Source organism: Oscillibacter sp. ER4 (genome assembly GCF_000765235.1).
GTDB classification, from domain to species: domain Bacteria; phylum Bacillota; class Clostridia; order Oscillospirales; family Oscillospiraceae; genus Hominicoprocola; species Hominicoprocola fusiformis.
Genome location: NZ_JPJG01000116.1, coordinates 1 through 22,633, shown reverse-complemented (window position 1 = coordinate 22,633; position 22,633 = coordinate 1). Strand labels below are relative to the sequence as shown.

Genomic DNA, 22,633 nt, shown 5'->3' with positions numbered 1-22,633 from the left:
CGGATACTTCGAGAGGAGTAAGTCCGGTTCCGAGGGAGGGTGTAGGAAACCTACCGCCAGCGGCGGCAAGGCGCCTTTACCCTACCCTACGATCTGCTTGCGTCCCGCGAGGTAGAGAATATCTTTGAAAACTCGGATTTTGTCTACCTTCTGAATCAGGCATCCGGTGACCGGCAGATTCTCTCGAAGGCGCTGAACATCTCGCCCAGCCAGCAAAACTACATCACCAATTCCAACGCCGGTGAGGGACTGATCTTCTACGGCTCGACCATCGTTCCCTTCAAGGACGATTTCCCGAAGGACACCCAGCTCTACCGCATCATGACCACCCGCTTAGAAGAAACCGTACAGAACTGATAGGAGGATTTTTGAATATGAACAACAAGATGATTACCATTCCCTATGCGGACGCTATCGAATACGGAGAGAACACCTCCGCGCTGTTTAAGGCTCTGTGGGAGCTGACCGATCTGATCCGACTGGAAAGCGACCTCAAGAAGCATCACCGTGCCTACCTCCATGTGAGGGAGGACATCGACGAAAAGGTCAAGGAGGCACGTCAGATTATGACCAAGGCATCTGTGGATATGATCGGATTCTATTTCAAGGTTGATGTTCCCGAAAGCAGCAACAGCGACGAGAATACCCCTTTCGCTGACGCGGCGGATGATGAAACCGTTTCTATCCCCAAGGACAAGTATGAGCTGATGATCGACGATCTGCTCACGATGTCCGAAATCATTCAGTGCGTTGCAGATATGCGCACGCAGGATATGAGGGCAATCCGCGAGTTCGGCAAGTTTATCCCCGCCTTTGCCGCCTTTGAGAAGAACCGCCTGAGCCTCTATCGTGAGGCAGCGAAGGAAGCCGAGGAAATCTTCGACCGTTGGGCGGACGAGATTGACGATTTCGACGAGGACTTCATGGAAGATGAGGACTACGAGCCGGACGAGTATTACTCCGACTGATGCCCATTGAAATGTTGTCGGGTTTCACAGCCAACATTTCAATGGAAACACAAATCCAACAGAACAGGAGGTACACCACCATACAACTTGACATCATTCATACCGGCGATTGCCTCAACATCCTGAAAACGCTGCCCGATGACAGCGTTCATTGCTGTGTGACGTCCCCTCCGTATTACGCGCTCCGCGATTACGGCATGGAGGCTCAGATCGGCAGAGAGACAACGCCGAAGGAATATATCTCGCGCCTGACGGAAGTGTTTACCGAAGTCAGGCGCGTTTTGCGTCCGGATGGTACGCTCTGGCTGAATATCTCAGACACCTACGCCGGTAAAGGCAATCAGGGCGATTTCATTGACCCGAAGAACCCCAACGGCAGAAACGGTCAGGCTGTGGCTCTCAACAACAAGGTTGAGGGCTGCAAGCCCAAAGATATGATCGGTATTCCGTGGATGCTGGCTTTTGCCCTCCGCGATACCGGCTGGTATCTGCGCAACGACATCATCTGGATGAAGGATAACCCCATGCCGGAGAGCGTGAAAGACCGCCTATCCCGCTGCTATGAGCATATTTTCCTGTTCTCCAAGTCCAAGAAGTATTTCTTCGACTACAAGGCGATCTCCGAGCCGATTGCCCTTGCAACGGCAGAACGCCTCAAGCGCGGCATGAAGGGCGGCAACAAATACGGAAAGCCCGTTCCCGGTCAGCCTCAGCCGCAATCCATCAACCGCCCGCGTGAGCATGGCGAGATCAAGGACGCAGACATCAATCCGCTCCGCAACAAACGCGATGTCTGGAAGATCAACACCGTCCCTTTCAAGGGCGGTCATTACGCCGCCTACCCTCCGAAACTGGTTGAAACCTGTCTTCTCGCCGGTTGTCCCGAAGGCGGCATTGTGCTTGACCCCTTTATGGGAAGCGGCACAACCGGCATGGTTGCTGCGCAGATGGGGCGTCATTTCATCGGCATCGAGCTGAACCCTGAATACACCGAGCTTGCCTACAAGCGGATTGGAGGTGAAATCTGATGCCCAAGGAACCGGAACTCAAAGCCCGCGACAAGGTGGTCATGCGGATGACGCGAGAAGGCGCGGTCGAGGAAAACCTGACGGCTGGCACCGAGCAGCGCGTGTCAAAGCGGCTGGAAGATGCAGAGCTGATCAAGCCCGCTGAGACAGCCGAGCCTTCTGAGACATTTTCTGCGGAGGAACAGAAAAAGGTGCAGATGCGCCGTCAGCAGCATCAGTTTCAGGCGGAACACGCTGAGGATAATAACACTCAGCCGCCCTCGGAAACGTCCGTCACAGAAGAGAAAAAGGCAGAAAATCCACCCCAGAACACACCCGAACCGCTGCCCGTGTCAGAGACTCCGTTCAAGCCTCCTGCTTTGGAGCAGCACGGCGTTTCTTCTCATACCGGCACGGTGATTGCCGAAACGGTTGTCACCCACAAGCTGCGCAAGACCTCTGCGGTTGAAGCCGTTGATGCAGATGCCGTTCTCACTCAAGCGGCGGAGACTGCCTCTGCAAAGCCGCTCTCGGACGATGCCGTCCCGCCCACGAAGCGGATGCAGAAGCTCGAAAGGAAGTCTGAGAAGGCACATGAGCGTCTGGATGCTGCCCGTGAAAAGCTGCCCACACACAAGGTTCTCAAGAAAGAGCGCGTTTTTGATGAAGAGACCGGAAAGGGCAAAACCCGCCTTCATTTTGAGGATGAGCTGAAAAAGCCCAAGAGCAAAGGCAAGCTGCAATTTGAGGCGGACAAAACCGTCCGCAAGGTCGGTGACACCCTCGCTTCCGGCATTCACGGCAAAATTCATGAGGTCGAACAGGAAAACTCGGCGGTCGAGGGGGCGCACAAAGCAGAGATTGTCGCCGAGACCGCCGCAAGGCATTTCAGTCATCACAGAGAAAAAAGCGTTAACAAGCCCTATGAGAAGGTTTCTAAGCTGGAACATAAGGCGGATGCTGCTGATGCAAAGCTCCAATATGAGAGAAATCAGCAGGAGCATCCTGAAATGAAGAAGCAGAACATGAACAAGCACTACCAGAAGCAGAGCATCAAGAAGGAATATGCCGCCGCTCGAAATGCCGGTTCTCAGACTGCCGGGACTGCCACAAAAAGCACCGGCAAGAAGTTCGGTGAGAAGGCGTCCGACAAGATCAAGGAGTTCTTTGAAAAGAACAAGAAGGTCTTCATCTGGATCGGCGTCGGAATTGCCCTTCTCGTTTTGCTCGGTGCCGGAATTAGCTCGTGTTCGATGCTCACCTCTACCGGCTCGTCGGTTATCGCTTCCTCTTATCTCAGCGAGGATGACGCGATGCTCGGCGCGGAGGCGCAGTATTGCCAGATGGAGCAAGAGCTGCAACGCTATCTCGATACCTACGAAAGCACTCACAGCTACGACGAGTATCACTTCGATCTGGACGATATTGAGCATGACCCCTATGTGCTGATCTCCATCCTCTCAGCTCTCCATGAGGGCGAGTTCACGCTGGATGAGGTGCAGGGTACGCTCCAAATGCTGTTTGAAAAGCAGTACATCCTCACCGAAGAGGTTATCGTCGAAACCAGATACCGCACGGAGACCGACACATGGACGGACGCGGACGGCAACACGCACACGGAAACCTATCGCGTCCCGTATGACTACTACATCTGCAACGTGAAGCTCGAAAACTTCAATCTCTCCCATGTCCCGGTCTACATCATGTCTCAGGAACAGCTTTCCATGTACGCAACGTATATGTCGGTGCTTGGCAACCGCGAGGATCTGTTCGGTGACTCTCCCTATGTGGACAAGTACATCACAAATCCTCCCGCTGACTACGATGTCAACCCGGAATACCTGAACAACGAGAAGTTTGCGACACTGATTACCGAGGCGGAAAAGTATCTCGGCTATCCCTATGTTTGGGGCGGCTCCAATCCCGACACATCCTTTGACTGCTCCGGCTTTGTCAGCTATGTTCTCACGAACAGCGGGCTTGTGAATACCGGACGGCTGGGCGCACAGGGGCTTTACAACGTCTGTACGCCGGTTTCAAAGGCGAATGCACAGCCCGGTGATCTCATCTTTTTCGTCGGGACGTATGACACCCCCGGTGTGTCCCACGTCGGCATCTACGTTGGTGATGGGGTCATGATCCACTGCGGCGATCCCATTCAGTACACATCCATCAACTCTTCCTATTGGCAGCAGCATTTCTACGCCTTCGGAAGACCCGCCTATTAAAAGAAAGGAGTTTTGCATGAATCCCAAGTATCAGAAAGTCCTCTCTGACATTGAGAAGGCTGAAAAGAAGAAGTCCGAAATCGAAGGACAGCTCAAGGAGCTGTACGACAAGAAGACGGAGCTGGAAAACCTTGAAATCATCAATACTGTGCGCTCTATGGTGATGGACAAGGATCAGATCATGGCGTTCCTGTCTTCCATGAAGGGCGGCACCAAGCCCGCTGAAAATACGGAGGTAATCGACAATGCGTAAGAAGTTTCGTTTTCTGACCGTCCTTGCGGTCTGCGTTATGGTTCTGTCCTGCTTCTCGGTCACGGCGTTTGCCTACGCCGATGATACCGAACAGAACCTTCCCGTCACGGAGGCAACTCAGCCCGAACAGCAGCCCGCAGTCACTCCAACGCCGGAAAAGCCGAAGGGTGAGCCGCTTGACGATGAGGGCAACGCCTACACCCGCGACTTGCTCTATGACAAGGCAACCAACAAGCAGTTCATCACAGTCCAGACGAAGAACGGCAACACCTTCTTCATTGTCATCGACTACGATGCGCCCATCAACGAGGATGAGGAACAGTATCAGACGTACTTCCTCAACATGGTCGATGAGAGCGATCTGCTTGCGCTGCTGGATGATGACACTGCGGCGGCTCTGACTACCTGTAACTGCAAGGAAAAGTGCGCTGCCGGTCAGGTCAACACAGACTGCCCGGTCTGCAAGACCAACATGAGCGAATGCACCGGCACAGCCCCCGTTACACCTGAGCCGGATAAGGATGCAGAAACCGATGCTCCCGCCCCTAAACCCGAAAAGAAATCCAACATCGGCATGATCCTCGTCATCTTCGTTCTTGCCGGTGCTGCGGGTGCAGCTTATTACTACATCAAGTTCGTCAAGGGCAGAAAGCCCAAGGATGAAGATATGGACTTCTTTGATGATGAAGGCTACGAGGAAGAACCGTACATCAACGAGGATGAAGAGCCGCAGATTGCGGAGGATGCTGAAACGGATGGTGATGAAGATTGATCTTAGTCATTGCTGAAAAGCCCAGCGTTGCCCAGTCCATCGCAAAGGTGTTGGGCGCGACGTCCCGCAAGGACGGCTACATGGAGGGCGGCAATTACATCGTTTCGTGGTGCTTCGGTCATCTGGTGGAGCTGGCAGACGCCAGCTCCTACGATGAGCGGTATGCCAAGTGGCGGTATGACGATCTGCCCATTGTTCCGGAAAGCTGGATGTTCGAGGTCACAAAGGACAAAGCCCAGCAGTTCAAGGTGCTGTCCTCTCTTATGAAGGACAAGCGCGTCACCGAGCTGGTCTGCGCAACCGATGCAGGACGCGAGGGTGAGCTGATCTTCCGGCTGGTCTACGACAAAACCGGATGCACCAAGCCCTTCAAGCGTCTGTGGATCAGCTCGTTGGAGGACTCCGCCATCCGCGAAGGCTTCAATCATCTCCGGGACGGCAAGGATTATGACCGTCTCTATGAAGCAGCACTCAGCCGCTCGAAGGCGGACTGGATTGTCGGCATCAACGGCACCCGCCTGTTTACCACGCTCTATCACAAGAAGCTGGTGGTCGGGCGCGTCCAGACGCCGACCCTTGCAATGCTGGTGGAGCGTGACGGGAAAATCTCTACGTTCCAAAAGGAGAAGTATTTCAACGTCCACGTCGGCAAGGGCGATCTGACCGCCGATCTGGAAAAGGTCAAAACCGAAGAGGAAGCAAAAAGAATTGCGGCGGCTTGCGAGAAAAAGCAAGCCGTCGTTTCTTCTCTCAAGCGGGAGACGAAAACCGTCAATCCTCCGAAGCTCTATGATCTGACCACCTTGCAGCGCGAGGCAAACCGATACTACGGCTTCACCGCCCAGCAGACGCTCGATCTCGTTCAGACGCTCTACGAAAAAAAGCTCCTGACCTATCCGCGCACAGACAGCCAGTTCATCACGGACGATATGGAGAACACCGCCCGTCAGGTCATTTCCATCGTCTGCCGCCAGCTTCCGCTTTTCTCCGACATTTCGATTACTCCGGACATTGCCCGCGTAACCGACAACAGCAAGGTCACAGATCACCATGCCATTCTCCCGACCGTCCAGCTCGAAAAGCAGGATGTTTCGGCGCTCCCTCAGTCGGAGCAGAAAATCCTCAATCTTGTCGGGATGCGCCTTCTGTGTGCGACCGGCGAGAAGCACACCTACGCAGAAACGCAGATCTCGCTCTCCTGCGAGGGCTACGAGTTCAAAACCAAGGGCAAGACCGTCGTTCAAAACGGATGGAAAGCCATCGAAGAGCTGTTCAAGGCTTCCCTCAAGACGAAGGAAAAGGACGATCCCATGAAGTCCCTGCCCGAAGTCCATGAGGGCGATGTTCTGGATGGTGTGTCCGCCAGCGTCACCGAACACTTCACAACGCCCCCGAAGCAGTACACGGAAGACACGCTCCTGTCTGCGATGGAGACTGCCGGAAACGATCAGTTTGACGATGACACCGAGAAGAAAGGTCTCGGCACTCCCGCAACCCGCGCCGGTATCATTGAAAAGCTGGTAAAGTCCGGCTTTGCAGAGCGCAAAGGCAAATCCCTTATTCCCACAAAGGACGGCTGCAACCTCGTCTGTGTTCTGCCGGAACAGATCACGTCTCCCACAATGACTGCGGAATGGGAAAACACGCTCATGGAGATTGAGCGCGGCAATGCGGATGCGGACGCCTTCCTCAGCGGCATTGTCCAGATGACCGGGGATCTCGTGAAAGCCTACCCGTTTCTCTCCGACGCCGAAGCCCAGCGTTTCGGCACGGGCAAGGAGGAAATCGGCAAATGCCCCCGCTGCGGCTCTCCGGTCTATGTGGGCAAGGGCAACTTCTATTGTTCCAGTAAGGAATGCAACTTCTGCCTGTGGGAAGACAACAAGTTCTTCTCTTCCAAGAAAAAGAAGCTGACAAAGAAGATTGCAAAAGAGCTGCTGGACAAGGGCTGGTGCAGAATGACCGGACTTTATACGCCCAAAAAACCGCAGCTCTACGATGCTGTCATCCGGCTGGATGATACCGGCGGCAAGTATGTCAGCTTCAAGATGGAGTTCGACCGATGACCCGCCCAAAGTATGTTGCTTCATGCAGCGGAGGCAAAGACAGCGTAGCGACGCTCCTGCTGGCTGCACAGCACAATGAGCCGCTTGACGAGGCGGTTTTCAGTGAGGTCATGTTCGACAAAGACACAAGCGGCGAAGTCCCGGAACACCGGGACTTCATCTATGACCGGCTCAAGCCCTTCTGTGAAAAGGAGCTGGGCATCAAGTTCACCATTCTCCACGCGGACAAGACCTACGATGAGGTGTTCCATCATGTCATCACCCGCGGACCGCACAAGGGCGAGGTTCGCGGCTTTGCATGGGCTGGTATGTGTGCAGTCAATCGTGACTGCAAAATCCCGCCAGTCCGCAAGTACAATGCCGCACTCGCGCCGGACACTGTGAGCTATGTCGGCATCGCGGAGGATGAGCCAAAACGCCTTGCTCGTCTGGATGGAATAACGAAGGTCAGTCTGCTTGCCAAATACGGTATGACCGAGGCGGACGCCTACAAGCTCTGTCAGGAACACGGGCTGCTTTCCCCAATCTACGCTCACTGCCGGAGAAACGGCTGCTGGTTCTGTCCCAACGCCAGTGACTCGGAGCTGCTGCACATGGTCACAAAGCACTCGGATATGTTTGACCGGCTGATTGAATGGGAGAACGAGGATAACATCTTCCATCGTCGGATGACGCGCAGAGAAACCCCGTCTGAGGTAAAGGCTCGTTTACTGAGCAAATCCCAGACGGGGTTTTCTTCTCCCCGAAGCAAATACGAAATGGAGGTTTGATATGGCTGAAAACAGAAATGCACAGCAAGTCCGCGAAATCACGGACAAGCTGGAACAGGGCATCAAGGAGCTTTTTGAATCCGAGCGGTTCAAGGAATATCTCCGCACGATGTCCAAGTTCTACAACTATTCCTTCAACAACACGCTGCTCATTGCGATGCAGAAGCCGGAGGCAACCTATGTTGCCGGTTATACCTCGTGGCAGCGCAACTTTGACCGTCAGGTCATGAAGGGCGAAAAGGGCATCAAGATTCTTGCACCCGCGCCGTACAAGGCGCAGGAAGAGCGTGAGAAGATTGATCCTTTGACGCAGAAGCCGGTGATCGGCGCAGATGGGAAGGCTGTCACGGAAACGGTTGAGGTCCTGCGTCCTGCCTTCAAGGTGGTAAGTGTCTTTGATGTTTCCCAGACGGACGGCAAGGAGCTTCCGGACATTATCGTCGATGAGCTGAAAGGCACCGTCGAGAACTACGAGGCGTTCTTCGATGCACTCAAGCAGGAATCTCCCGTCCCCATTTCCTTTGAGGATATTCCGGGCGGCGCAAAGGGATTCTTCTCACCGGTTGAAAGCCGCATTGCCATTCAGGAGGGCATGAGCGAAATCCAGACGGTCAAAACCGCCATTCACGAGATCGCCCACGCAAAGCTCCACGCCGTTAATCCGGACGAGAAAACCGCCCCCGAAGACAAGAAGGATCGGCATACCAAGGAGGTTGAGGCAGAAAGCGTTGCCTACACCGTCTGCCAACGGTACGGCATTGAAACCTCGGACTACTCCTTCGGTTACATCGCCGGTTGGTCATCCGGCAAGGAAACCAAGGAACTGAAAAGCTCTCTGGACACCATCCGCAAGATGGCGGCTGAGATGATCGAGGGCATTGACGCCAAGCTCAAGGTGCTGCTGGCAGAGAAAGCACAGTCCGCAGAGATGGAAGTCGAAGCTCCCATAAAGGAAGCTGTTCCGGAGGAAAAGCCGGAAGTCCCCATTTACCGCGAGACAGCGAATTACGCCTATGAAGCCGGTGAGATGGAAGCATATCGTGCCTCCCTTGCTGCAAACGAGGAATGCCGCAGAGCGATTGAAGCGGCGATCAGCTCCAACTACGGAGATAACCGGCTGGATGCGGATGCTGCCGTGAAAAGTGTCCTTGAGCAGTTCTCTCCGGAGCGCGTCCGGTATGTCCTCGCAAACACCATTCAGCAGAAAGACTTTGACGGGCGCATTCCCCAGCCCCTCAAGGAATGGGCGAAGAACGTTGAGGTCTGCCCTGAGAACGCCTCCCACTTCCTCGTGGACAAAGCCAATCCCGGACTGACCGCACTTTTCGTGGATGCGTTCCGCCAGCAGACCGAAGCTCAAAAGGAAGTCACTTCTGAGAAAACAGAGGAAAGAGACCCTGAGGTCGTTGCATGGGAGAACGATGAGATTACCTCTATTGAGGTAAAAACTGTGGAGGTCAAGTCTCCCTTTGCCCCCTTGCCGGAGGAAGCGGCAAAAGCACCGAAGGCACACCGCCTGACCGCCGAAGAGAAGGAGATCAAAGCCGCCGTCATGGACACGCTCAAGGGGCAGATCGCCTATCACAACGACGGCATGAGGGCAACCTATCGCTCCTCCAATCACTCCTTCAATCTGCTGGCGCGGAACGGCGTCAGGATCGAGGGTAACACGGTCACGCAGAACGGTGAGCCGCTGTTCAAAATCCATCGCCGTCATGCGGCGCGGAAAACACAGGGCTGTTACCGTGAGCTGGTGCCGACGCTGGAATATGTCAAGCAGGAGCAGGAAAAGCCCTCCATCCGCGATCAGCTCAAAGCTGCCGCAAAAACACAGCCGGAGAAGAAATCCCCGGTCAAATCCAAAACACACGACATGGAGTTGTGAGAAAGGAGACGCATGAAGAAATACACAGACGTTGACATTATCGCGGAGCTTCAGAAGCTCGTGGACAGTCATGTAGACAGCTACAAGGAAGACTTCGACATCGACAAGCGCATCATCCGCCGCGCCGCCGAAAGCCAGAATCCCGAAGACAGGACGCTGATGTGGTTCTGCCGTCCGCATGGGACGCACTGCCTCAACGAAAATCAGGTCTTCATTCAGGGAACACGAGATCACAACACCTTCCGTTTCTATGCGGAACAGACCTACGACGAGTGCATTGCCCGTGTCATTGTCCCGAAAACCGTCAAGCGCGGCAAGGTGTTCGGGGACGTCTTTGAGATCAACTACCGGGAACAGGCGGCAAATGTAGCACAGAACTCGGTTGCGCCGGATCATGACCGGCTAACCTTCGCAGATGGCTATGTACTGGACGCCCCCTGCCGCAGCAGCTTCAATGCAGCAATGGCTCTGGTCGGTGAGCATGGCGGCGTCAAAACCCACCAGACACTCCCAAAGGACGCGGATGCTCTGGTGGAAGTGCTGTCCAAGCAGAAAAGCCGCCGTGACAGACTGCCAGATGCAGAAAGGGCAGAGGCGCTTTCGCCTCTGTCCGTTGCAGAACTTCGGAAGTACGAAGCGGTCAAAAAGGTACATCCCGACGCACTGGTTTGCTTTGCCCAGAACGGCTATTTTGAGCTGTACGGCAAGGACGCGGAGAAAGCCGCGCCGCTTCTCGGCACAAAACTCCTTGAAAAGAAGGTGCGCGGCAAGCCCTCCATGCCGGTGACCGGCTTCCGTGAAGCTGCGTGGGTAGCTGCATCAAAGAAGCTCTGGCAGTCCGGCGCGGATGTCTTTCTCAGCAAGGACGGCGAGACCTTCAAGGAACTCAAAGCCGCAGATTACATTCCTGTCGGCGCGACACTGAATGTGGACGGTATCAGGTGCAGAATCGACGCGGTTGATTTTGCCGCTGATGAGGTCCGGCTGACCAACATTGAGGACAAGAACCGCCCCATCCGCTTTTCTGAGAGCATCCAGTATGTCCGCTCCTATGTGGAGGATGCCGGAACTGCTATCTACGACACCATCCCCAAGAAACCCGCTGCCCGTGAATCCATCCGTGACAAGCTGAAATCCGCGCAGAAAGCCCAGCTGTCCCACACACCGAAGCCGCAGAAAAACAAAGGAAAGGATATGGAACTCTGATATGAAGAATTTTACCGTGGAAGAAATCAACCTGATGTGCTGCTTCAATACGTCCAGCCGGAAGCGGCTGATCGACGATATGAAGGGCGTCACCCTGAACGACATGGACGGCGAGATCGCAGAGCTGATGTATAAGACCATCCGGAAGCTCGAAGCCATGACGGACACGGAGTTTGAGAAACTGTATATCATGCCGGACGGCATGGTGGATGACTGAAAGGAGGATGCCTATGCCCGTATTAGACGGTGATTTTGAAGCCTTCGTCACGAACCTCGGCAAGTATAATGAGGGTATGCTGGTCGGTGAGTGGGTGAAGCTGCCCACCACCGAAGAAGAGATGCAGAAGGTCTTTGAGCGCATCGAGATCGGCAAGCAGGATGAGTTCGGTCAGCCCTACGAAGAGTGGTTTATCACCGACTACGAATGCCCGATCTACGGCGTTCAGAAGATGCTTGGCGAGTACGAGAGCCTTGATAAGCTCAACTACCTTGCTGCTTTGATTGACGAGCTTTCCCTGAGCGATCAGGAAAAGCTCGTTGCCATTATGGAGGCTGGCTGCGATGAGGTCAGCGACATCGACGATCTCATCAACCTGACGTTCAATCTGGACTGCTACGACATCATGCCCGGTATCAACGACGAATCCGATCTCGGCTACTATTACGCCCACGAAGCCGGTATTTACTCCGAAAAGGATCTCGGTCCTCTGGCAAATTACATCGACTATGAACGTTATGGGCGCGACATTGCGATGGATGAACAGGGACGTTTCACCGATGAGGGCTATGTCCGCGTTGCAAGCGAACGCTGGGACAGGCAGTTTAACGGTGAGCTTGATGATATTCCCGATGAATACCGGATTACCGGCTCAGAGGAAGCCGCCGAGCGTGACAGCACCATCGCCGTTCTCATCGTCGAGCCGGGAAAGGAGCCTTATGTGAAGGAGATTGACTCCGGTCTGGAGTCCTTGCAGCATGAGGTCGGCGGCTGCATCGAGGCGATTTATCCCTACGAAGACCCGGTTGCCTTAGTCTGCAACGAGGAAGGCAAGCTGGAAGGTCTGCCCCTGAACCGCGCTCTGCGGGATGAGGACGGTGACATCTACGACGTTGTTGCCGGAACATTCATGGTAGTTGGCTTGACGGATGACAGCTTCGGCTCTCTGACCGTAGAGCAGATGCAGAAGTTCTCTGACCACTTCAAAGTGCCGGAGCAGTTTGTTAAGTTGGGCGATAAGATTGTCGCGATTCCCATGATCTCGAAGGAACAGCAGAAGCAGGAAGCCGCCCAGCAGAAGGACTTTGAGATGAATGCCGATACCTCCGGTCTGACGGTTGCCGGTCACATCGGGACGTGGCACACCATTGACCGGCACGAGGTCGGCGGTCACAGCTTTTACCTGATGGAGCATGACACCTACGGCGATGAGGCGGCTTGCATCATCGTCGATGAGCGCGGCAAGCTCGTCCTTGATGATGTCTACAACGGCTTTGACGATGACACACTCCGCCTTCTTGACCTTGAGGTCAAGGAAGTGCCGGAAATGCCCGATCCCGCGCTCTCCGTTCAGGATATGAAGGACTACGGCTACGCATGGGCTGGCGTTCTTCCCGCCGGTCAGGAGGCGGCTGAGAAGGCTTTGGAGAAGGGCTGCGAGGTTTACCGTCTCTATTCCGATAACACCGAGGGCTTGTGCGTAGATGCCAAGGAGATTGCCGATCATGCAGCAAAGGGCGGAATGCTCGGTATCAGCAAGGAAAGCTGGATGGCGGCTCTTGAGAAGGAAAACTGCCTCAAGGCGGCGGAGATGTCGATGGAGGATGACTACGGCATGATTGATGGGATCATCAACAACGGTCCGAAGGAGGACAAGACCGCAGAGGTCAAAGCCCCCGAAACCGGCGAAAAGTCCTCCATCATGGACAGGCTCAAGTCTGCAAAGGCTGAAAAGCAGAAGGAATGCTGCCCTCCCAAAAAGCACAAAGGAGAGATTGAGCTGTGAGCAGAAGTCAGAAATGGCGGCGGGAGTGGTCGTTCTTCATCGGGGACAGCGGACGCCGGAAGTATAACCGCTTCTGCGTCCGCTGCGTCCATAGCTGCAAGCAGAGCTTCCGTGCGGATCTCATCGCCTGTCCGCACTTCTCCCGCAAGGCATCGCGGTGTAGACAATTAGGGGTCGAAAAAGCCTGTGATTGCAAGCCTCAGAGCGACGCAAATTGACCAACCTAAGTGATTGTATTCTCTGCGCAGTTTCTTCTTTAGTGCGGAAATAAGTGTCGATCTCGGCACTTGTTTGAATGCCCGGAAAACGAACCAAAAGCCTCTGTCGATGCCCGTTTTGGGTGTCGGCAGAGGCTCTTTTTTTACGACATATTCAAAATAGCGGACAGCAGCTCTTGAACCTGTTGCCGGTATTCCGGCTTTATATCCGAAATACGTCTGGCAAGCGCAAGGGCTTCCGCTTCTGGATCGTCAGTCCCAAAAATAATTCGGTCTGCGCTGACGCCGAGCAAACGGCAAAGACGCTGCAAGGCTTCAAGAGAGATACCGGATGCACCACGCTCAATGGCACTCAGGTGATTCGGCGTCATGCCAAGCATTTCTGAGAGCGTGTCCTGCGTATAGCCCGCCTGTTCTCTTGCCACTTGAATATTGCCGCCGATTTCAATATTGATGTCCTTCTTCTCTCGCATAGCCTCACCACCTTTGCATTTAGTGTACCTAACGGCGGTGTCATTATCCACGGTACGCCGTCGTTGATTTTACTAACGACAATGCGTTGACTGTCCGTGATGAGGGTGATAGAATGGAGTTACCTACCAAAAGAGTGAAAGAAGGGGTGTCATGTCGCGCATTATTGAGTTTAGAAAGTCTGCTCAAAAAGCTGCAAAGCAATCCGTTCAAGGCAAGACTTGTGCGTTTACCGGTCATAGACCGCAGAGTCTTCCGTTCGGCTTTGATGAATCCGATAAGCGTTGTACTTCTTTGAAATCTGTTATGCGGGATCAGATTGTAGCACTCATCGAGAACGAGGGCGTCACGCATTTTATTACCGGCATGGCTCTTGGTGTTGATATGTATGCTGCGGAAATTGTACTTGATTTGAAATCAAAATACCCTCACATTACTCTGGAAAGCGCAATCCCTTGTGAGACACAAGCGATCAAATGGTCTGTGGCTTCACGGGAACGGTATTATAATATCGCGGCAAAGTGTGACAAGGAGACCATGCTGCAACGGGAGTACACGCCGGACTGCATGGACAAGAGAAATCGGTACATGGTCGATCACGCCGATTATATTCTCGCAGTATGGAATGGATGCCCCAGCGGAACCGGAAATACCGTGAGGTATGCCCACAAAATGAGCAAGTCCATCATCGTCATCAATCCGGCTTCCCTTGAAGTCACGCAGGAATAAGGCAAAAATCCCCATTCTAAATCAAGCGTCGTGAAAACCGTAAAGTATTTCCCGATAGCGAATACCCATTGCACTGCTCAGTGATTATTGGAAACGAGTACGGCGTATGCTGCCCAGTGAACATCTCCACGGAACACATCGAATTTTCGCGGCTTCGTAAAACGGAAAGTGTCACCTTATGAACGGTCCCTTGCCGAGAGAAAAATAAATCGCTGGAAACGGGAACGCCCCCGGCACTGTGCGTCTGGCACAGTGTCGGGGGCGTTTTTCCGTGTCTTAGTTATGAGCCAGTTCATTTAGGAGCAGCTTTCGATAGTCCACATCCAAGACGCAGCGATGGAAGTCCATCAAACGGTGTTCGTCGAACAGCTTTTCACAGAGCTTGGTCAGCGGATGATTCATCAGCTTTGCAGAAATGCCAGTCTCGTTGAAAAACCTTGCCCATGTGAAGACCTCTTCTAAATCCTCCTGCCCAAGCGTGGCAGGAATGATGGCGTTGCAGAGACGGACAATGGGGCTGTCCGCAAATCGCTCTGCGACTTCCTCCGGTGTGCATTCATAGCGGTCACAGTCAAAGGAAAGCGCATCCTCAATTTTAAGATAATTTTCGGTTTCATCCCGCGTCAAGGTTATGGTGTAGTCTCCCATACCGGACGGCACATCAATATTCTCCATGACATCAAGCTCGTAACGGGAGCCGCCGATGATCGCCTCAAAGGAGAAGGACTGACAGATTACTGCTGGGTTCTTGTCTATCTTGTCCTCATTCAGAAAGGACAGCGGATTGTACTCTGTTAGTTCCCAGTCGATTTTTCCTCTCTCTGTTTGCTCGGCAATCTGCTGGATCAGATGTTGTTCTTCTTCGTGCAGATTTTCATTGTACAACATGATACACCTCCGTTTTCTGATTTCCTTTTTTGGGGGGCTGTTCTATGTTTCCGAAGAGGCTGCCGTTTGTATCATCATTCCTTGGCTGAGGGCAGACCTTCGTAAAACTTCCTAAGTTCGCCCAAACTGCTTGTCCGATTTTTGATAGGCAGGGAGTCCCATGTAATGTCATGATAGCGTTCCGGCGGCTCATCCCGCAGTCTTCGGTCGATGATGCAGACAATGCCGGTGTCTGTGAAATTGCGGATCAATCGCCCGATGCCTTGCTTGAGCTTGATAATCATTTCGGGAACGCGAACATCCATCAGAGCATCCTTGGCAACGGAACACTTATACTCGATAATCGGATCGGGGACAGGGAACGGAAGCCGGAAAATGATGACATTGGAAAGGCTTTTTCCTTCAATGCTGATACCTTCCCAATATGCACCCGTCCCCAGAAGCACGGAGTTCGTATCTTCCTTAAACTCATTCAGCACCTTGTCCTGCGACGACCCCGGCTGCTGCATCAGGATTTTGTACGGAAGGTTTTTCTCACTGAGAATGGAGTAGACCTCTTCCATGTCGGTCTTTGCCGTAAACAGTACGAGTGCCTTTCCGTTGGAAATGCTCAGGATCTCAAGCAGCCGCTCCACGCCCTTTTCAATGAAGGCTTCATGTTCTTTGGTCGGGTGCGGGAGATCGTCGCAATAGTAGATCATGGCGTGTTCATCGTATGGATATGGGGAAGGCTTTGGCTCGGATAAGCAGCCGCGATCACCAGCGGGAAAGCCGGTATTGCTGATAAAGTAAGAATACTGTTCTTCCAGAGACCCGCTCGTGGCGTTCGTCAGCGTGGCAGAGGTCAAGATGGTTCTTTCATCACCATTGAAGTATAGGCGGCTCACAATTTCCCTTGTGTTTTTAGGGCAATAGACGAGTTCCGTGTTGCTGCCGTGCTGCTCAATCCAGATCAGCATATCGTCTATCTGGTCAAGAAGCTCCGAAAGGGATTCGCTGACGGCATCCAGATCATCAGAGGCAGCAAAGGAACGGTTGTTTCTGAAATCCATGCTGGAATAAATCTGAATGCTGGACGAAAGGTTATGTATGGCGGCGTTCATTTCAGTAAGCAACTCAACTGCGCTGCCGTTTTGGTCAAAGAAAAAGCGGTCAGCGTAGCGCATATCCTGATCTGCCTCGTTGATCTGCTTTTGGACTTGTGCCTTCAGGCAGTTATAGAAGGCGATGATTGCGCTCTCTGCCTCTCGCTTTTCTCTGGACACGCTGCTTTGGTCAGAGGAACGCAGCTCATAGAATGCGCTTTTAATCATTCCAAAGAGCATACCTTGCCCGAAACGCTCCGTTGTGGCACTCCGCACCTTATCATCCAAGTTGTGTGCTTCGTCCACGACAAGCAGATCAGCGGCGGTGTTAATCAGCCCGTCCTGACCGCGCCGGAGTTTCATGAGATGCTGGGTTAGAAAATCCTGATTGCACAGTACCACTCCATCCGTAAACTTTAATGCTGCGCGGACCTTGTAATACTTGCACTTCTTTTCACAGGAGCCGCAATTCTTCATGCTGAACCGCTGCACGTTTACCTTGTCCCAGACGCCTTGCGGCAAAACCTCCGGGAAATCCTTGCGTTCCTCATACCCTTGCTTGATTCCTTCTTTAAGCGCGTCCGGTGGGTCTGCTTTCGGATCACACATATACTCATCTGCGCGTTTGTTGCAGAGATAATGGGTCTGTCCTTTTGCGAGGATGACATCTCTGTTCAGCCCAAGAAGGGGGATTACCGCGTGGACATCGCGCCAGAGCTGTTCTTGAAGCGCAATGGTCGAGGTTGCGATGATAACCGGCTTGTTCATGCGTTTGCTGTACAGCAGCACCGGCACAAGATAGCCAAAGGACTTGCCAATGCCCACGCCAGCTTCAATCGCAAAGTGCTGATCATTTATGAGGGCGTCCACAATCTCAAAGGACATATCCTGTTGCCCTTCACGCATTTCCAATCCATGCTGCGGGGCTTCATCCCAAAAGAAGGTGCTGACTTGCTCACTCATGGAGTACAGTTCTGCTTTTCTGCGCTTTTTCCGTTCCTCCGATGTATTGAATCCAAAATAGAATCTATTGTCCATCTACATTCCTCCCGGAATAGAAACCAAGGCTATCCACGTTTCAGCTCAATGCTGACGTTTCCGTTCTCGTCGATGGTCAGCATCATGTGCTTGATGTGCTTCTCATAGAACTGCCGCCGCTCTGCGGGAGACATTTCGATCCTCGTGTTTCGCAGAGCTGCATCAAACATATCGTTGACGTTCAGGTGAACGGAGTTGTCAATCCAGCGGTACATCTCCTTAAACAGTGCGTTTTTCTTGATGTCCTCGCTGTTGCCGGAGTAGAAGTCATCCAGATAGCAGTAGAATATCCCGGATTCTGCAAGTGCCGCCTTCATATCCGGTCCGCATTTTTCCCGCTCGATCATGACAAGGAATCTGGCGTCCGGCAAGGAAGAGATCAGTCCCCAGTAGTCGGAATCGCTTGAGACGATGACAAAGGAATCCACTTGCTTCTGGTAGTGTTCCTGACAGGCTCTTGCGGTGAGCTTGATGTCTACCAGTGATTTGTTCTGCTTGATCCGCTCAATCATGATATGTTCAACGGGGATGCGGATGTAGTTTTCAAGAATCCGCCATGCCGTAGCAGTATGCACGTCATCAAAGAGAATGATCGCCGTAATCTTCTGCATGACCTCATAATCAAGATTTTTTAGCGTGGCGCATAGCTTGTACGGGTCAGAGTTTTCGCAGTCCACTACCAATACGGTTTTCTCGCTGTCATCTATGAAGTCGTAGATATTGTTTTTTACAAAAGCCCCTGCATCGGAGACTTTACTGTATTCCGTGAAGGCGTCGCAATGCCATTGATAAAGCAGGGTAGCAAACTTCTTATCGTTATAGAGGACATTACCCTCGTCCATCGGTACCCAGTTGATATACATTTGATAGGGGTAGTAGGAGAGACTTGCGTAATAGATGTCCGCAGCATCTTTCGTTCCGTCCTCTGTCAAACCGTTTGGCATGATGAACAGCTCTTTTATGTACGCCCAGTTAATCCAGATTGGAAAGAGGCTTTTGCAGTTGTTAATGCGATCTGAAATCAGCCGGTTAATCTCGATAATGTGGTGGCAGAGCTTTGTACTCGACTTTTTGATAAAGCTGATTCCGTCGTTTGAAAGCTGCTGCATACTGGAAGCCGGGATGATCTCTGGCATTGAAAGCAGCCCTCGATACTCCATCCGCATGATGTCATTTATTTTCCGGTAGTTGCGCTCAATGGCGGTGCGGATGATACAGAGGTTGCGAATGATACGGGCATTTTTATCCTGTTCAAGCCGGTCGTATATCTCTATCTTCGGCGGCTCGTGTTCATTTTGAAAAATACGGAGCGGGACGCCGATCAGATATGCTACCTTTGACACAAGTTCATAGGTGCTGTCTTTGTAGGCAATCTGTTCTCCGGCATATTCGACGCCATTCAACATGACTGAATTGCCCATGATCTACTCCTTTCGATGGAACGCGGGTTATTGAGCGTACTTTTTGAAGTTTTCAGCTTGTTCCAGAACCTCCTTGTAGACATCATCAATAGTTACGGGGGGATAGTCAAATTCATCCAGTAGCAGTATGAGGTCAACTTGCAGATTTGCCTTAATGTCATCACGGGTAGACCAGTCGGTGTATTTAGCTTTGTCATCGACAATGATCTTAATCCGCTTTGACAATTCAATCATCTTATCGTCCGGGTACTCGAACTCGTACTTCCTGGCAACCGCTTTGAGGATGTCATAGAAGGCTTTTTCTTCATAGTCAATCCCCATGCCCTTGAAGGAGTCTTTTTCTTTTTTGAGCTCTTCAAGGAGCTTCGCAAGTTGTTCCGCTACATCGTCAAGAACTTCGTTAGCGAAAGCCTCATCACGACGGCGATTATTGTACTCATCAACAACCCGTTTGAGACGGTCAGAGAACTCCATGCCCATGATACGGTTGACCTTTTTATACTCATCAATCGCCTGAGAGAGAAGCCGCTGCAATACCTTGATTTTGGTGTTCGGTAGCTGGATCGCGTTGATCTTGTCCAGATATTCGTCGCTGAAAATATCAACAGAGATATGCTTTCCTGTTTCAAACAATTCTTCTATTCCATCAGATTGAATTGCACCTTCAAGAAGTTCACGGACGCGGGCATTCATTTGTGAAATGTCAGGAGCATCGCCCTTTGTGAGTTTGAAAAGAATAGAGCGCACAGCACAGTAGAAGTGCAGATAGTCCTTTTCTTTATCAGAGATAGCCTCACTTGAACTGCATAGATTGAACGCTTGTTTCATTCGTTTGACTGCCGCCATAAAGCGAGTTTCCAAATCTTCCGTGAGCTGTACATACTCAACAGCACGATTGAGGCAAGCAAGCTGCTCTTTCGGTGAGCCGTTGAAGTAATCTGTGCTATTGAAGTTGTGGAACATCTGAGCCAAGACATCGAGCTGGTCTTTAACAATCGTGATAGACTGCTCAACGCCTTCAAACTCATCGCTCTCAAAGTTGGTGTATTTCTTGAGGGCGAGATTCATGTTTTTCTTAATGCCGATGTAGTCCACGATCAAGCCCTTGTCCTTGCCGGTATAGACGCGGTTGACGCGGGAAATTGTCTGGATAAGGCTGTGCTGCTGGATGGGCTTGTCGATGTAGATTGTATCAAGTGCCGGTACGTCGAAGCCGGTAAGCCACATATCAACAACGATGGCAATTTTGAAGTTTGATTTAACGTTCTTAAACTGACGGTCAAACTCCTTGCGATCATCCTTCGTTCCCAGCATTTCATAAAGCTCCGGCTCATCATCTTTATTTCGCGTCATGATGAGCTTGATCTTCTCGATGGGCTTGAGTTCCTTTTTCTCTTTTTCCGTCAGTTGAACCCCGTCAGGGCAAACCTTTTTCTCTGCCCATTCCGGTCTCATTCCAACTATAATCTGATAAAAAGCGTATGCAATCTTGCGATTAGAGCAGACAAACATTGCTTTTCCTGCGACCGTAGCTCCTTCGGCAACGCGGGTCTCATAGTGGTTAATGAAGTCCTCCGCAACTGCGTGAAGTCGGTCAGGATCACCGATGATCGCATCAATATGAGCAACCGCCTTCTGGCTTTCCTCAATCTGATGCTCATTTGCACCTTCAACAGCACAACGGTCATAATAATCTTCAATTTCCCGAACCTTTGCCTGATCAAGAGTGACCCGTGCAGCGCGTCCGTCGTAGACAAGGTTGACTGTGATACCGTCTTTGACCGCCTCTGTCATTGTGTAGGCATCGACAACCGGACCGAAGACTTCAATCGTACCATCCACGGGCGTACCGGTGAAACCGACATAGGTAGCATTGGGGAGAGAATCGTGTAGGTACTTTGCAAATCCATAGCTTCGCTCTACACCTTCGGCAGTGACCTTGACTTTCTGATCGAGGTTTATCTGACTACGGTGTGCCTCATCGGATATGCAGATCACATTCGCTCTATCCGTCAGAAGCTCCAAGTCCTCGGTGAACTTTTGGATGGTGGTCATGTACACCCCGCCGCTTGTCCTGCCTTGAAGTTCCTGACGCAGCTTTTCGCGGGAATCAATGCTCACAACGGTTTCGTCACCAATGTACTTCTTGGATGCTACAAACTGCTTTGAGAGCTGGTCATCCAAATCCGTTCGGTCGGTAATAATCAGGATTGTAGGGCTATGGAAGAAGGTACTCTTCATAAGCATTCTTGTGAGGAAGAGCATAGTATAGCTTTTTCCGCAGCCTGTCGCGCCAAAGTATGTGCCGCCCTTGCCGTCTCCCTCCGGTCTGAGGTGTGCCTTGATATTCTCAAACAGCTTGACCGCAGCAAAATACTGAGGATAGCGGCAGACGATTTTGAGGTCTTTGTCCGAGCTATCAGGGAAATAGACAAAATCCTTGATGACTGCCAAAAGCCGTTCTTTGCGGAACAGTCCGCTCACCATAGTTACAAGGGAATTGATGCCGTCCAATTCCTTATCGTCAGCTTCAATCTTTCTCCACGCATAGAAGAAGTCATACGGAGAGAAGAAGGAGCCGTATTTATTATTTGCACCATCGCTTATGACAATGAAGGCATTATACTTGAAGAGTTCAGGAATATCACGGCGATAACGCACGGTGAGCTGAGTATAGGCGTCCATGATCGTTGTATTCTCTTTGACTGCGCTCTTAAACTCAAGCACAACAACAGGAATGCCATTGATGAATACAATCCCGTCCGGTATGCGTAGCTGGTTGTTGATGCCTTCAATTTCAAATTGGTTGACGATCTTGAACACGTTTTTCTCTGGCTCATCAAAGTCAATCAACTCAATGTAAAGGTCTTTCTTTGTGTGATCTTCGCGGTTGAAGATGAAGCCGTCACAAACCATTTTGCAGACTGCTTTGTTTGCTTCGTAGATTGTACCGGAAGTAGACCTCAGGCGAAGGATAATGCTGTCAACCTCGCTTGCGGTAAGCCCCTCTGCGGCATATCTGTTCAGGAGGGATTTCCGCAGATCGTCGATAAGCAGAACCTCAGAGCGTTCGCGGTGGATCTGCTCACCATTCAAATAGACATACCCTTCATCCTGAAACAACTCCATGATGGACATTTCAAGAGAATGCTCATTGAAGTTTGCCATTATCGTTTCCCCCTCACTGTATCATCTGTTTTTTCCGCACATCGGGACACTTGGATTTGAGAAAACCAATCCATTCCTCCCATTCCGCATTTGAAGCATCAATTATATCTTCTTCATACTGGTCTAAGACGCTCATTAAAGCAGGAAGGACGGGAAGCTGATCCCTATTGAGCCAAAACTCTGGCAACTCATGCGCACAATCTAAGTCGGTATTTATCGATTCGATGCTGTCGCAGATAGACTTGAGAATGACTGTGGGGCTTGCGTTATCAGCCCATTCGCCCGGAAGTGCATAACGGTAGTAACCCATCAATGCCCAAGCCATTTCCCACTTGAAATAACCAACATACTCTGTTCCCAAGCCAAAGAACGATTTCCACTTCACGGATAGAGCTTGTGCGCACTTATATAGATTCATCTTATCCATAATCGTTCTCTCCTATAAATGATAATTTAG

The 22,633-nt window shown here is 51.8% G+C and carries 18 protein-coding genes and 1 pseudogene; 13 read left to right on the top strand and 6 right to left on the bottom strand.

Annotation, left to right across the window (positions count from 1 at the left end; genetic code table 11):
• Positions 1-90 precede the first annotated feature (90 nt).
• From NI20_RS15795 to NI20_RS0113425, 12 genes and pseudogenes are all read left to right on the top strand, one after another.
• Positions 91-357, top strand: a pseudogene (locus NI20_RS15795) (VirB4-like conjugal transfer ATPase); the annotation flags it as partial.
• Positions 358-374: 17 nt separating this feature from the next.
• Positions 375-968: a hypothetical protein gene (locus NI20_RS0113475; protein ID WP_033121902.1), complete on the top strand. Its 594-nt coding sequence runs from the start codon at positions 375-377 to the stop codon at positions 966-968.
• A 41-nt stretch (positions 969-1,009) separates the two neighbouring features.
• Complete coding sequence (locus NI20_RS0113470) at positions 1,010-1,996, top strand: site-specific DNA-methyltransferase (protein WP_255358025.1); 987 nt, start codon at positions 1,010-1,012, stop codon at positions 1,994-1,996.
• Complete coding sequence (locus NI20_RS0113465) at positions 1,996-4,203, top strand: C40 family peptidase (RefSeq protein WP_033121901.1); 2,208 nt, start codon at positions 1,996-1,998, stop codon at positions 4,201-4,203. Before NI20_RS0113470 ends, NI20_RS0113465 begins: the two co-directional genes overlap by 1 nt.
• A gap of 16 nt (positions 4,204-4,219) precedes the next feature.
• On the top strand, positions 4,220-4,456 hold the full coding sequence (locus NI20_RS0113460) for a DUF4315 family protein (protein WP_006573549.1): 237 nt from the start codon (positions 4,220-4,222) through the stop codon (positions 4,454-4,456).
• Positions 4,449-5,228, top strand: coding sequence for a DUF4366 domain-containing protein (locus NI20_RS0113455; protein ID WP_033121900.1), 780 nt, complete (start codon positions 4,449-4,451; stop codon positions 5,226-5,228). The genes NI20_RS0113460 and NI20_RS0113455 overlap by 8 nt, the downstream gene beginning before the upstream one ends.
• Positions 5,225-7,294 carry a DNA topoisomerase 3 gene (locus tag NI20_RS0113450; protein ID WP_033121899.1) on the top strand — a complete coding sequence of 690 codons (2,070 nt, stop codon included), beginning with the start codon at positions 5,225-5,227 and terminating at the stop codon, positions 7,292-7,294. The genes NI20_RS0113455 and NI20_RS0113450 overlap by 4 nt, the downstream gene beginning before the upstream one ends.
• The gene (locus tag NI20_RS0113445) at positions 7,291-8,064 is read left to right on the top strand and encodes a phosphoadenosine phosphosulfate reductase (RefSeq protein WP_033121898.1); all 774 of its coding nucleotides are present in this window, start codon (positions 7,291-7,293) and stop codon (positions 8,062-8,064) included. The genes NI20_RS0113450 and NI20_RS0113445 overlap by 4 nt, the downstream gene beginning before the upstream one ends.
• Before the next feature lies 1 nt (position 8,065).
• A complete protein-coding gene (locus NI20_RS0113440) occupies positions 8,066-9,949 on the top strand; it encodes a DUF3849 domain-containing protein (protein WP_033121897.1) in 1,884 nt (627 codons plus the stop codon).
• A 12-nt stretch (positions 9,950-9,961) separates the two neighbouring features.
• On the top strand, positions 9,962-11,155 hold the full coding sequence (locus NI20_RS0113435; protein ID WP_033121896.1) for a DNA mismatch repair protein MutS: 1,194 nt from the start codon (positions 9,962-9,964) through the stop codon (positions 11,153-11,155).
• Between the two features lies 1 nt (position 11,156).
• Positions 11,157-11,372, top strand: coding sequence for a transposon-transfer assisting family protein (locus NI20_RS0113430; protein ID WP_033121895.1), 216 nt, complete (start codon positions 11,157-11,159; stop codon positions 11,370-11,372).
• Between the two features lie 13 nt (positions 11,373-11,385).
• Positions 11,386-13,158, top strand: a complete 1,773-nt coding sequence (locus tag NI20_RS0113425) for an antirestriction protein ArdA (RefSeq protein ID WP_242843006.1) — start codon at positions 11,386-11,388, stop codon at positions 13,156-13,158.
• A gap of 361 nt (positions 13,159-13,519) precedes the next feature.
• On the opposite strand, the gene NI20_RS0113420 is transcribed toward NI20_RS0113425, so the two are convergent.
• Positions 13,520-13,849 (bottom strand): helix-turn-helix domain-containing protein, encoded by a 330-nt coding sequence (locus tag NI20_RS0113420; protein ID WP_033121893.1) that lies wholly within the window; start codon positions 13,847-13,849, stop codon positions 13,520-13,522.
• A 151-nt stretch (positions 13,850-14,000) separates the two neighbouring features.
• On the opposite strand from NI20_RS0113420, the gene NI20_RS0113415 reads away from it, so the two are divergent.
• Positions 14,001-14,576 (top strand): SLOG family protein, encoded by a 576-nt coding sequence (locus NI20_RS0113415; protein ID WP_033121892.1) that lies wholly within the window; start codon positions 14,001-14,003, stop codon positions 14,574-14,576.
• 276 nt (positions 14,577-14,852) lie between these two features.
• On the opposite strand, the gene NI20_RS0113410 is transcribed toward NI20_RS0113415, so the two are convergent.
• From NI20_RS0113410 to NI20_RS0113390, 5 genes are all read right to left on the bottom strand, one after another.
• Complete coding sequence (locus NI20_RS0113410) at positions 14,853-15,464, bottom strand: hypothetical protein (RefSeq protein WP_033121891.1); 612 nt, start codon at positions 15,462-15,464, stop codon at positions 14,853-14,855.
• Between the two features lie 74 nt (positions 15,465-15,538).
• Positions 15,539-17,587: an ATP-dependent DNA helicase gene (locus NI20_RS0113405; protein ID WP_033121890.1), complete on the bottom strand. Its 2,049-nt coding sequence runs from the start codon at positions 17,585-17,587 to the stop codon at positions 15,539-15,541.
• Between the two features lie 29 nt (positions 17,588-17,616).
• Complete coding sequence (locus NI20_RS0113400) at positions 17,617-19,008, bottom strand: NYN domain-containing protein (RefSeq protein ID WP_033121889.1); 1,392 nt, start codon at positions 19,006-19,008, stop codon at positions 17,617-17,619.
• A 27-nt stretch (positions 19,009-19,035) separates the two neighbouring features.
• Positions 19,036-22,176: a type I restriction endonuclease subunit R gene (locus NI20_RS0113395; protein WP_008982936.1), complete on the bottom strand. Its 3,141-nt coding sequence runs from the start codon at positions 22,174-22,176 to the stop codon at positions 19,036-19,038.
• Positions 22,177-22,189: 13 nt separating this feature from the next.
• Positions 22,190-22,603 carry a hypothetical protein gene (locus NI20_RS0113390; protein WP_008982937.1) on the bottom strand — a complete coding sequence of 138 codons (414 nt, stop codon included), beginning with the start codon at positions 22,601-22,603 and terminating at the stop codon, positions 22,190-22,192.
• Positions 22,604-22,633: the final 30 nt, after the last annotated feature.

What these genes read in the sequence shown, in the direction of transcription:
- NI20_RS0113420 (WP_033121893.1), bottom strand. Translation starts at nt 13,849, where the DNA reads ATGCGAGAGAAGAAGGACATCAATATTGAAATCGGCGGCAATATTCAA.
- NI20_RS0113390 (WP_008982937.1), bottom strand. Translation starts at nt 22,603, where the DNA reads ATGGATAAGATGAATCTATATAAGTGCGCACAAGCTCTATCCGTGAAG.
- NI20_RS0113435 (WP_033121896.1), top strand. Translation starts at nt 9,962, where the DNA reads ATGAAGAAATACACAGACGTTGACATTATCGCGGAGCTTCAGAAGCTC.
- NI20_RS0113445 (WP_033121898.1), top strand. Translation starts at nt 7,291, where the DNA reads ATGACCCGCCCAAAGTATGTTGCTTCATGCAGCGGAGGCAAAGACAGC.
- NI20_RS0113410 (WP_033121891.1), bottom strand. Translation starts at nt 15,464, where the DNA reads ATGTTGTACAATGAAAATCTGCACGAAGAAGAACAACATCTGATCCAG.
- NI20_RS0113415 (WP_033121892.1), top strand. Translation starts at nt 14,001, where the DNA reads ATGTCGCGCATTATTGAGTTTAGAAAGTCTGCTCAAAAAGCTGCAAAG.
- NI20_RS0113470 (WP_255358025.1), top strand. Translation starts at nt 1,010, where the DNA reads ATGGAAACACAAATCCAACAGAACAGGAGGTACACCACCATACAACTT.
- NI20_RS0113425 (WP_242843006.1), top strand. Translation starts at nt 11,386, where the DNA reads ATGCCCGTATTAGACGGTGATTTTGAAGCCTTCGTCACGAACCTCGGC.
- NI20_RS0113405 (WP_033121890.1), bottom strand. Translation starts at nt 17,587, where the DNA reads ATGGACAATAGATTCTATTTTGGATTCAATACATCGGAGGAACGGAAA.
- NI20_RS0113395 (WP_008982936.1), bottom strand. Translation starts at nt 22,176, where the DNA reads ATGGCAAACTTCAATGAGCATTCTCTTGAAATGTCCATCATGGAGTTG.
- NI20_RS0113440 (WP_033121897.1), top strand. Translation starts at nt 8,066, where the DNA reads ATGGCTGAAAACAGAAATGCACAGCAAGTCCGCGAAATCACGGACAAG.
- NI20_RS0113465 (WP_033121901.1), top strand. Translation starts at nt 1,996, where the DNA reads ATGCCCAAGGAACCGGAACTCAAAGCCCGCGACAAGGTGGTCATGCGG.
- NI20_RS0113430 (WP_033121895.1), top strand. Translation starts at nt 11,157, where the DNA reads ATGAAGAATTTTACCGTGGAAGAAATCAACCTGATGTGCTGCTTCAAT.
- NI20_RS0113400 (WP_033121889.1), bottom strand. Translation starts at nt 19,008, where the DNA reads ATGGGCAATTCAGTCATGTTGAATGGCGTCGAATATGCCGGAGAACAG.
- NI20_RS0113475 (WP_033121902.1), top strand. Translation starts at nt 375, where the DNA reads ATGAACAACAAGATGATTACCATTCCCTATGCGGACGCTATCGAATAC.
- NI20_RS0113455 (WP_033121900.1), top strand. Translation starts at nt 4,449, where the DNA reads ATGCGTAAGAAGTTTCGTTTTCTGACCGTCCTTGCGGTCTGCGTTATG.
- NI20_RS0113460 (WP_006573549.1), top strand. Translation starts at nt 4,220, where the DNA reads ATGAATCCCAAGTATCAGAAAGTCCTCTCTGACATTGAGAAGGCTGAA.